The sequence below is a fragment of the Actinomadura decatromicini genome (genome assembly GCF_008121305.1).
Lineage (GTDB): Bacteria > Actinomycetota > Actinomycetes > Streptosporangiales > Streptosporangiaceae > Spirillospora > Spirillospora syzygii.
In genome coordinates, this window is the sequence record NZ_VSRQ01000006.1 from 43,391 (window position 1) to 51,847 (window position 8,457).

General features: G+C 75.8%; 7 protein-coding genes and 1 pseudogene. 4 read left to right on the forward strand and 4 right to left on the reverse strand.

The genetic code is table 11. The features are described from left to right. Window positions 1-3 precede the first annotated feature (3 nt). The 3 genes from FXF68_RS26580 to FXF68_RS26590 all read left to right on the forward strand — a co-directional run bounded on the left by FXF68_RS26580 (window position 4) and on the right by FXF68_RS26590 (window position 3,817). On the forward strand, window positions 4-114 hold the full coding sequence (locus FXF68_RS26580) for a SapB/AmfS family lanthipeptide (RefSeq protein WP_131732834.1): 111 nt from the start codon (window positions 4-6) through the stop codon (window positions 112-114). A gap of 97 nt (window positions 115-211) precedes the next feature. Further along, entirely contained in the window at window positions 212-1,891 is a 1,680-nt protein-coding gene (locus FXF68_RS26585; protein ID WP_148763831.1) for an ATP-binding cassette domain-containing protein, read from the forward strand. A gap of 39 nt (window positions 1,892-1,930) precedes the next feature. After that, entirely contained in the window at window positions 1,931-3,817 is a 1,887-nt protein-coding gene (locus FXF68_RS26590; protein ID WP_148763833.1) for an ATP-binding cassette domain-containing protein, read from the forward strand. On the opposite strand, the pseudogene FXF68_RS26595 reads toward FXF68_RS26590, so the two are convergent. Both FXF68_RS26595 and FXF68_RS26600 read right to left on the reverse strand, forming a co-directional pair. Then, a pseudogene (locus FXF68_RS26595) lies at window positions 3,749-4,423 on the reverse strand (response regulator); the annotation flags it as partial. The gene FXF68_RS26590 and the pseudogene FXF68_RS26595 overlap by 69 nt on opposite strands. A gap of 135 nt (window positions 4,424-4,558) precedes the next feature. Continuing rightward, a complete protein-coding gene (locus FXF68_RS26600) occupies window positions 4,559-5,512 on the reverse strand; it encodes an ornithine cyclodeaminase family protein (protein ID WP_148763837.1) in 954 nt (317 codons plus the stop codon). Window positions 5,513-5,866: 354 nt separating this feature from the next. On the opposite strand from FXF68_RS26600, the gene FXF68_RS26605 reads away from it, so the two are divergent. Beyond that, window positions 5,867-6,928 carry a S1 family peptidase gene (locus FXF68_RS26605; RefSeq protein ID WP_246178956.1) on the forward strand — a complete coding sequence of 354 codons (1,062 nt, stop codon included), beginning with the start codon at window positions 5,867-5,869 and terminating at the stop codon, window positions 6,926-6,928. 146 nt (window positions 6,929-7,074) lie between these two features. Here the strand turns inward: FXF68_RS26605 and FXF68_RS26610 are convergent, their stop codons facing one another. Next, entirely contained in the window at window positions 7,075-7,812 is a 738-nt protein-coding gene (locus FXF68_RS26610) for a thioesterase II family protein (RefSeq protein ID WP_148763841.1), read from the reverse strand. Further along, window positions 7,809-8,456 (reverse strand): GNAT family N-acetyltransferase, encoded by a 648-nt coding sequence (locus tag FXF68_RS26615; RefSeq protein WP_187438166.1) that lies wholly within the window; start codon window positions 8,454-8,456, stop codon window positions 7,809-7,811. Before FXF68_RS26615 ends, FXF68_RS26610 begins: the two co-directional genes overlap by 4 nt. Between the last annotated feature and the right edge of the window lies 1 nt (window position 8,457).

The following is an 8,457-nucleotide window of genomic DNA, read 5'->3' on the forward strand; positions in this document are numbered from 1 at the left end:
AACATGGCGCTTCTCGACCTTCAGGGGATGGTGAGCGAGAACGGCGGCGGCGGCGGCAACAGCAGCCTGTCCCTGCTCTGCCACAGCTCCCACAGTGTCACGATCTGCCTGTGACGATCGTGCTAGCGGCCGTGGTCCCCACGTGGGGCCACGGCCGCCCCCTTTTGAGACCCGTCCATGACCGCCGTTCCCGCATGAACACGGTTTCCGCATGAACATCGTCCCCGCCGTCTCCGGCGCCGACCGCCTCCTGCTGCGCGCCACGGCCCGCGCCCGCGGCTGGACCTCGCTCGTCGGCGCGGCCGCCCTCGCGGACGCGGCCGCGACCGTCCTGCTCCCGTACGCGGTGGCCCGCGCGATCGACGCGGCCCCGCCGGGCGGGACCCCGGCCGCCGCCGCGGTGTGGCCGTGCGTCGCGCTCGTCGTCCTGTCCGCGACCGCGGAGGTGCTGACGGAGCTCGCGACCGGCTGCGCCGCCGCGCGCGCGACGGCCTGGCTGCGGCACGCGCTCGTGCGGCACCTGCTCGCGGTCGGCCCGGCACTGCGCGTCCCGCCGGGCGACGTGGCCGGGCGCGTCGTCGGCGGCGCCGCCGAGGCCGGGGTCGCGCCCGCCGCCGCGCCGCAGGCCGCGGCCGGGCTGCTGCCCGCGGCCGGGGCGCTCGTCGCGCTCTGCCTGCTCGACTGGCGGATCGCGGCGGCGATCGCGGTCGCGTTCCCGGCGGTCGCGCTGCTGCTGCGCGCGTTCGTCCGGGACATCGGCCAGACCGCGCACCGCTACCTCACCGTCCAGGGGACGATCGCGGGCCGCCTCGCCGAGGCGCTCGCCGGGTCCCGGACGATCGCCGCCGCGGGCACCGCCGACCGCGAGTGCGGGCGCGTCTTGGAACCGCTGCCCGGGCTGCGCGCCGAGGGCGAGACGATGTGGCGGGTGCAGGGCGGCGTCGCGGCGCGCGGCCTGCTCGCTCTACTGCTGCTCCAGATCGCGGCCGTCGCGGTCGCCGGGGTCGAGCTCGCGGCGGGCCGCGTCACGCCCGGCGAGCTTGTCGCGGCCGTCCAGTACGCGGGGCTCGCCGCCGGGTTCGGGCCGGTGCTGACGGAGCTGCTGCGGCTCGGCCGGGCCCGCGCGGGGGCGGCCCGCGCCGAGGAGATCCTCGGCCTGCCCGTCCCGGCGCACGGCCCGGACGCGCTCCCGCCCGGCCCCGGCGAGCTGGAGTTCCGCGACGTCGCGGCCGGCGCGGCGCTCGCCGGGCTGACCCTGACGGTCCCCGGCGGCGCGGCCGTGGCGGTCGCCGGGCGCTCCGGCGCGTCGGAGCTCGCTGCGCTCGCCGGCCGGCTCGCCGACCCGGACCGGGGGGAGGTCGTCCTCGACGGCGTCCCCCTCCCCCGCCTCACGCGGGAGGCGCTGCGCCGCGAGGTCGGCTACGCCTTCGCCCGGCCCGCGCTGTTCGGCGGCACCGTGCTGGACGCGCTCGCGTTCGGCCCGACCCGCCCGCCCGAGGGCTGGCTGCGGGAGGCGGCGCGGGCCGCGCGCGCCGACGACTTCGTCCGGCGGCTGCCGCGCGGGTACGACACGCCGCTCGCGGACGCGCCGATGTCCGGCGGCGAACTCCAGCGGCTCGGCCTCGCGCGGGCGTTCGCGCACGTCGGGCGGGTGCTCGTGCTGGACGACGCGACGTCCAGCCTCGACACCGTCACCGAGATGCAGATCACCGACGCGCTGCTGGAGCGGTTCGCCGACCGCACGCGGCTGATCGTCACGAACCGGGCGTCCACCGCCGCCCGCGCCGACCTCGTCGCCTGGCTGGAGGACGGACGGCTGCGCGCCCTCGCCCCGCACCGCGCGCTCTGGGCGGACCCGGACTACCGCGCGCTCTTCGGAGGCACGGGATGAGAGGCGCGGGATGAAGAGGTGCGCGATGAGAGGTATGGGATGAGGAGCAGGCGGGACGCCGCGCGGCTGCTGCGCCGCACGGCGGCCGACGCGATCCGCGCCCGGCCGCGCGCCGTGGCGAGGGCCGCCGCGTGGTCGGTCGTCGAGGCCGTGCCCACCGCCCTGTTCGGACGGGCCGTCGCCGAGGCGACCGACGCGTTCCGCACCGGCCGGACGTCGACGGCCGTCGGCTGGCTCGGCGTCCTGACGGTCGCGGCGTTCGCGGGCGCGTTCGGGAGCCGCCGCCTGTACCCGGCGCTCGCGGCGATCGTGGAGCCGTTCCGCGACGACCTCGTACGGCGGGTGGTGCGGGGCGCGCTGTACCGGTCGGCGCGCGGACGCCCCGACACCGGCGCGGTCGCCCGGCTCACGCACCAGGTGGAGATCGTCCGGGACACGTTCGGCGGGCTGCTCGTCATCGCCCGCGGGTTCCTGTTCACCGCCGGGGCCGCGCTGCTCGGGCTCCTGACGCTGATGCCGGAGGTCGCGCTGCTGGTGGTCCCGCCGCTCGTGCTCGGGCTGCTGCTGTTCGGCGCGGTGTTCGGGGCGGCGGCCGTCCGGCAGCGGGACCTCGTCGTCGGCGAGGAGGACGTCGCGGCGCGCACGACGGCGCTCGCGTCCGGCCTGCGCGACGCGGTCGCCTGCGGGGGCGAGGACGCGCTGCGCGCCGAGCTGGGCGCGGCGGTGGAGGCGCAGGCGGCGGCGGGCCGGGCGGTCGCCCGGTTCGCCGCGGTCCGCGCGCTGGCGCTCGCGGTCGGCGGCTGGACGCCGCTGCTGCTCGTCCTCGCGGCGGCGCCGTGGCTGATGGGGCGCGGCGCGACGCCGGGAACGCTGATCGGCGCGCTCGCCTACGTCCTGCACGGGCTGCAGCCGGCGCTGCGGACGCTCCTGCACGGCATGGGCGGCAGCGGGCTGCGGCTGGCGGTGACGCTCGGCCGCATCCTGGAGACGAGCGCGCCGGACGGGCCCGTCCGCGCGGAGCCGGACGGGGACGTCGCGGACGCCCCGGCGGTCGAGCTGCGCGGGGTGTCGTTCGCCTACGGCGCGGGCGCGCGGCCGGTGATCGAGGACCTGGACCTCGTCGTCCCGCGCGGCGACCACCTCGCCGTCGTCGGTCCGAGCGGGATCGGGAAGTCGACGCTCGCCGCGCTGATCGCGGGGCTCGCCGAGCCGGACGCGGGCGAGGTGCGGGTGGAGGGGCGCCCGGCGGGCGACCCGGCGCGGCGCGTCCTCATCCCGCAGGAGGCGTACGTCTTCGGCGGCACGCTGCTCGACAACCTGACCTACTACGCGCCGGACGCGCCGCCCGAGCGGGTGTCGCGGGCGGTGGCCGAGCTCGGTATGGCGGGGTTCGTCCGCGGCCTCGGCGGGCTCGACGCGGACCTCGACCCGGCGGAGCTCACCGAGGCGGACCGGCAGCGCGTCGCGCTCTGCCGCGCCTACCTCGCGCCGCAGCCCGTCGTCATCCTGGACGAGGCGGCGCACCGGCTCGACGCCGCCGCCGAGGCGCGGGCCGAGGAGGCGTTCGCGCGCCGTCCCGGCACGCTGATCGTCATCGCGCACCGGATCAGCTCCGCCGCGCGGGCCCGCCGCGTGCTCGTGCTGGACGGGACGTCCGCGCACCTCGGACGGCACGCGGACCTGCCCGCCGTGTCGCCCCTCTACCGCGACCTCAGCGGGCGCTGGTCCGACGGCTCCGGCGCGGAGCCGGCGAGCGGCTCGGGCCGCTCCGGCGGCTCAGAGCCAGCCGGCGTCCTCGGCCATCCGGATGGCCTGGACCCGGTTCTGCGCGCCGATCTTCCGGTTGATGCGGGAGAGGTGGTTGCGGACGGTGCCGATCGTGAGGACGAGGTCCTCGGCGATCTGCGCCGCGGTCGCTCCTCGTGACGCGAGGGCCAGCACCTCCATCTCACGTTCGGTCAGCGGGCTCTCGGTGGAGCCGAGCTCGGTGAACGCCATGTCGGGGTCGATGACGCGCGCGCCGTCCGCGGCGCGCCGGATCGCCTCGAAGAGGTCGCCCGGCGAGGTGTCCTTCAGCACGAGTCCGGCCGCGCGGGCGGCCACGGCGCGGCGCAGGTCGCCGGCCCGGCAGCGGCTCGCCATCAGCACGGTCCGGCATTCGGGCACGGCCTCGCCCAGCGCGCACGTCGCGGCGAAGCCGTCCAGGCCGGGCAGGCTCACGTCGATCAGCGCGACGTCGGGCCGGTGCCGGCGCGCGGCCCGCAGGACGTGCTCCCCCGATCCGACCGCGCCGACGACGTCGAGGTCGGTCACCCTCTCGAACAAGGCCACGAGTCCGCTGCGGAGCAGGGGCGCCCGCTCCGCGAGGAGAATACGAATCATCTTCGTCTCCTTGGCAATGGGACTCGGCGGCTCCGGCACGGCGGCGTGACCGGGCGGAGTAATTACCGAACGCCATTCTGAAGATGAAAGTAAGGCGGTGTACCGAGGCGGCCGCCCCGAACTGCGCACCGAACGAAAATGATCACTCATAGAACCACCTTGACGTCGAGTCAGGGGGATTCCCTACCGCGTGGAGTCAACACTATTCATGGCGTCATTGCAAAGGCCGGACGAAACCCGGTATCCGGTCCCATACATATTCCGGAAATGGCGTGTTCGACAAGGTCAGGCAAGGAAATCGAACTCGGTTCCGGTTCCCGCGGCGCGCGCCGCCCGGTAGGCGGCCCAGCTCACCGCGAGGTCCTGCCAGGGCAGGCCGACCGGCGCGTACACGGTGATCTCGTCGCCCCTGACCCGGCCGGGCACCTGGCCGCAGAGCACGTCGCGGAGCGTTCCGGCGGCGTGCTTCACGTCCAGCCCGGCCTCGGCGAGGACGCCCATCTCGACCGCGAGCGGCACGTCGTCGACCACCACCCGAGCGCCCTCCAGCAGGTCGGCGCCGAGTTCGGCCTTGCCGGGCTCGTCGGCGCCGAGCGAGGTGAGGTGCGTGCCGCGGGGCACGTCCGCGGCGTGCAGGATCGGGCGGCGCGCCCACGTCGCCATGACGACGATCCCCGCGTCCCGGACGGCGTCCCGCGGGTCGGCCGCGACCTCGGCGGCGATGCCGAGCCGGGCGCCGTGCCGGTCGGCGAACGCGGCGGCGCGGCCCGCGTCCAGGTCGCAGACGGTGAGGGCGGCCACCTCGCGCAGTTCGGAGAGGCCGAGCATGACGAGCTCGGCCTGCGCGCCCGCGCCGATCACCGCGACGGAGCGGGCGTCCCGGCGGGCCAGCGCGTGCGTGCCGAGCGCGGCGGCGAGGCCGGTGCGCCACGCGGTCACCGTGGCCGAGTCGAGCTGGGCGAGCAGCTCGCCGGTGCCGAGGTCGTGCAGGCAGACGACGCCGCGCAGCGCCGGGCGGCTGCCCGGGAACTTGGCGTTCACCTTCACCGTGTAGGCGGGGAGGCCCGCCACCAGGCCGGGCAGGAGCGCGGTCGCGGTGCCCTGGCCGGGCAGCCGGCCGATCACCCGGCGGGCGGTGGGCGCGCCCTCCGCCGCGCCGAAGCCGCGGCGGAGGGCGTCGAGACACTCGGGCGGATCGAGGAGCGTCTCTAGGTCAGAACGGGTCAAAAGGAGCGTCACCGGACCATTCTCACGTCATCGGAGCGCCGCCGTCACCATCCCGTGACCGAAACCGGTGATGTGATCGCGCCTGGTGAGGCGATTGGTCCACCGGAAGCGCCCGCCACGACAGGGCTGGAGAGTCCCAATCCGAGGCCTGGACCCGGGCGGTCCGCACCGGGCGCGAGGCGCGTTCCATTGGGCCGGTGACGGCGCGTGTCCGCACGCTGACCACGGATCCAATACCAGGGTGACAAGCCCTCCGTCCTGAATTGGTCACTTTCTGCGTCTTACGTGTTCCTTGACCGCTCACACACCATGTCGAGCACCTCCGGTGCACCAGACGGGTGCGCCCAACCCCCCGTGGAGGCACAAGTGAAGAAACGTCAAAGGCGCGTGCTCGTCGCCGCCGTCACCACGGCGTCCGCCGGGCTGGTGGCCGCGACCCTCGCCACCGCTCCCAGCGCGTCCGCGACCCGCACCGCGTCCGTCGCCGCCCCGCCAGCTCCCGGCGAGGTCTCGACGGCGCTCGCCCACCAGCTCGGCGCCCGCACCGCGGGCTCCTACCTGAAGGGCGGCAAGCTGGTCGTCACGGTCACCGACGCCGAGGCCGCGCGGACCGTCCGCGCGGCGGGCGCCGTCCCCGCCGTCGTCGGCCGCAGCGGCTCCTACCTGACCAAGGTCATGGACGGGCTGAAGCGCGACGCGAGCGTCCCGGGCACGGCGTGGGCCGTGGACCCGGCGAGCAACCAGGTCGTCCTGTCCGTGGACGACACGGTCACCGGCGCCAAGCTCGCGAAGGTCAAGGCCGCGGCGGCCAAGCAGGGCTCCGCGCTCCGCATCGAGCACGTGGCGGGAGCGTTCCGCAAGTTCACGCTCGGCGGCGAGGCCATCAAGACCGGCGGGTCGCGCTGCTCGCTGGGCTTCAACGCCAAGAAGGGAAACGAGTACTACTTCATCACCGCCGGGCACTGCACGAACATCGGCTCGACCTGGACCGACTCTTCGGGCCGGACGCTCGGCACCACCGCCGGGAGCAGCTTCCCCGGCAACGACTACGGGCTCGTCAAGTACACCTCGACGCCCGCCGACACGCAGGGCGCCGTCAGCCTGTACGGCCAGGGCACCCGTGACATCACCGCCGCCGGCAACGCCACGGTCGGCCAGCAGGTGCAGCGCAGCGGCAGCACCACCCAGGTCCACGGCGGTTCGGTTAACCAGCTGAACGCGACCGTGAACTACCAGGAGGGCAGCGTCACCGGCCTGATCCGCACCAACGTGTGCGCCGAGCCGGGCGACAGCGGCGGCTCGCTGTTCGCCGGGTCGACCGCGCTCGGCATGACCTCGGGCGGCAGCGGCAACTGCAGCTCGGGCGGGACGACGTACTTCCAGCCCGTCACCGAGGCCATGCAGGTGTACGGAGTGTCGATCTACTGACCTGGTGACACCGGGACAGGGCGGGCCGCCTCTTTTCGTGGACTCCCTCGGGGCGGCCCGCCGCGTTCCGTCCCCGGCCCGTGTTCGTCCGCGCCCGTGTTCGTCCGCGCCCGTGTTCGTCCGCGCCTGGGTTCGTCCGCGCCCGGTCAGGGGGCGGTGGGGACCTCGAGCGTGCGGAGCACCTCGGCGACGACCTCCGGCCGCCGGTCCGTCAGGTAGAAGTGGCCGCCGGGCAGGACGTGGAGCGCGAACGGGCCGTCCGTGGCCCGCGCCCATCCGGCGGCCTGCGGCCCGGTCACGTGCGGGTCGGCGTCCCCGATGATCGCGGTGACCGGGACGCCGAGCCGCGGCCCCGGCCGCTCGGCGTAGCCCTCGATGAGCCCGAAGTCGTTACGGACATACGGCAGGACGATCTCCCGCAACTCCGGATCCCGCAGCGCCTCGGCGTCGGTGCCGCCGAGCCGCACCATCTCAGCGACCACGCCGTCGTCGTCCCGCGCCGCGACGCGGTCGTCGGGGCGGTCGTCCGGTGGACGGGCGCCCGACACGAACAGGTGCACCGGCGGGACGCCTCTCTCCTGGAGCAGCCGCGCCACCTCGTACGCCAGGATCGCGCCCATGCTGTGCCCGAACAGCGCGACCGGACGGTCCGTCAGCGGGGCCATCGCACCGGCGACCATGCGGGCCAGCTGGTGCGCGTCGGAGACGAGCGCGTCCCCCAGCCGGTCGGCGCGCCCCGGATACTGGACGGCCTGCACCTCGACGGCCGGGCCGACCGCCTCCGCCCACGGCCGGTAGAACACGGCGGAGCCGCCCGCGTGCGGCAGGCAGAACAGCCGCAGCGGGGCCCACGGACGGCTCTCTGGGCAGCGGAACCAGGTCACGGGATCAACTCCTCCTCCGCGCGCCGGGCGGCCGGGCCGCGCGGGTCGCGCGGCAGCGGCCACGGCGCGATCCGCGGGTCCGGGACGGGCTTCGGCGCGGTGGTCTCCGCCGCCACCCTAAAGCCCCGGCGCCGGTAGTTGGCGAGCGCGTTCGGGTGGTCGAGGCTGCTCGTGCGCAGCCACACCCGCGACGCGGGCCCGGTCCCCGCCGCCCACAGCGTCCCGCGCCGCCAGGCCCGCCGGGCGCACTGCTCGACGAGGTACCCGCCGCAGCCCCGGCCGACGAACGGGGGCGTGAGGCCGACGAGGCGGACCTCGGTGTCCCCGCCGGGCTGCGCCTCGATCTCGAAGAACCCGGCGATCGTCCCCTCGGCCAGCGCGAGCCACGTGCTCAGCTCGGGACGCTCGACCCAGGCGCGCCAGTCGGCGTGCGTCCAGGGGAAGCGGTCCGTCCAGCAGACGCGGGCGCCGACCGCCGCGTACAGGGCGCGGTTCACGTCCGCCGAGGGGCGCCGGGCGAGCGTGAACGTCATCTCGACGCCGGGCAGCGGCGCGGGACGCAGGTCGGCCGCGTCCGTCATCTCCAACGTCCACTCGGTGACCGCCGGGACGACGAGGTCGGCCGCCCCGGCGAGGTCGGCCACC

What these genes read in the sequence shown, in the direction of transcription:
- FXF68_RS26580 (WP_131732834.1), top strand. Translation starts at nt 4, where the DNA reads ATGGCGCTTCTCGACCTTCAGGGGATGGTGAGCGAGAACGGCGGCGGC.
- FXF68_RS26585 (WP_148763831.1), top strand. Translation starts at nt 212, where the DNA reads ATGAACATCGTCCCCGCCGTCTCCGGCGCCGACCGCCTCCTGCTGCGC.
- FXF68_RS26590 (WP_148763833.1), top strand. Translation starts at nt 1,931, where the DNA reads ATGAGGAGCAGGCGGGACGCCGCGCGGCTGCTGCGCCGCACGGCGGCC.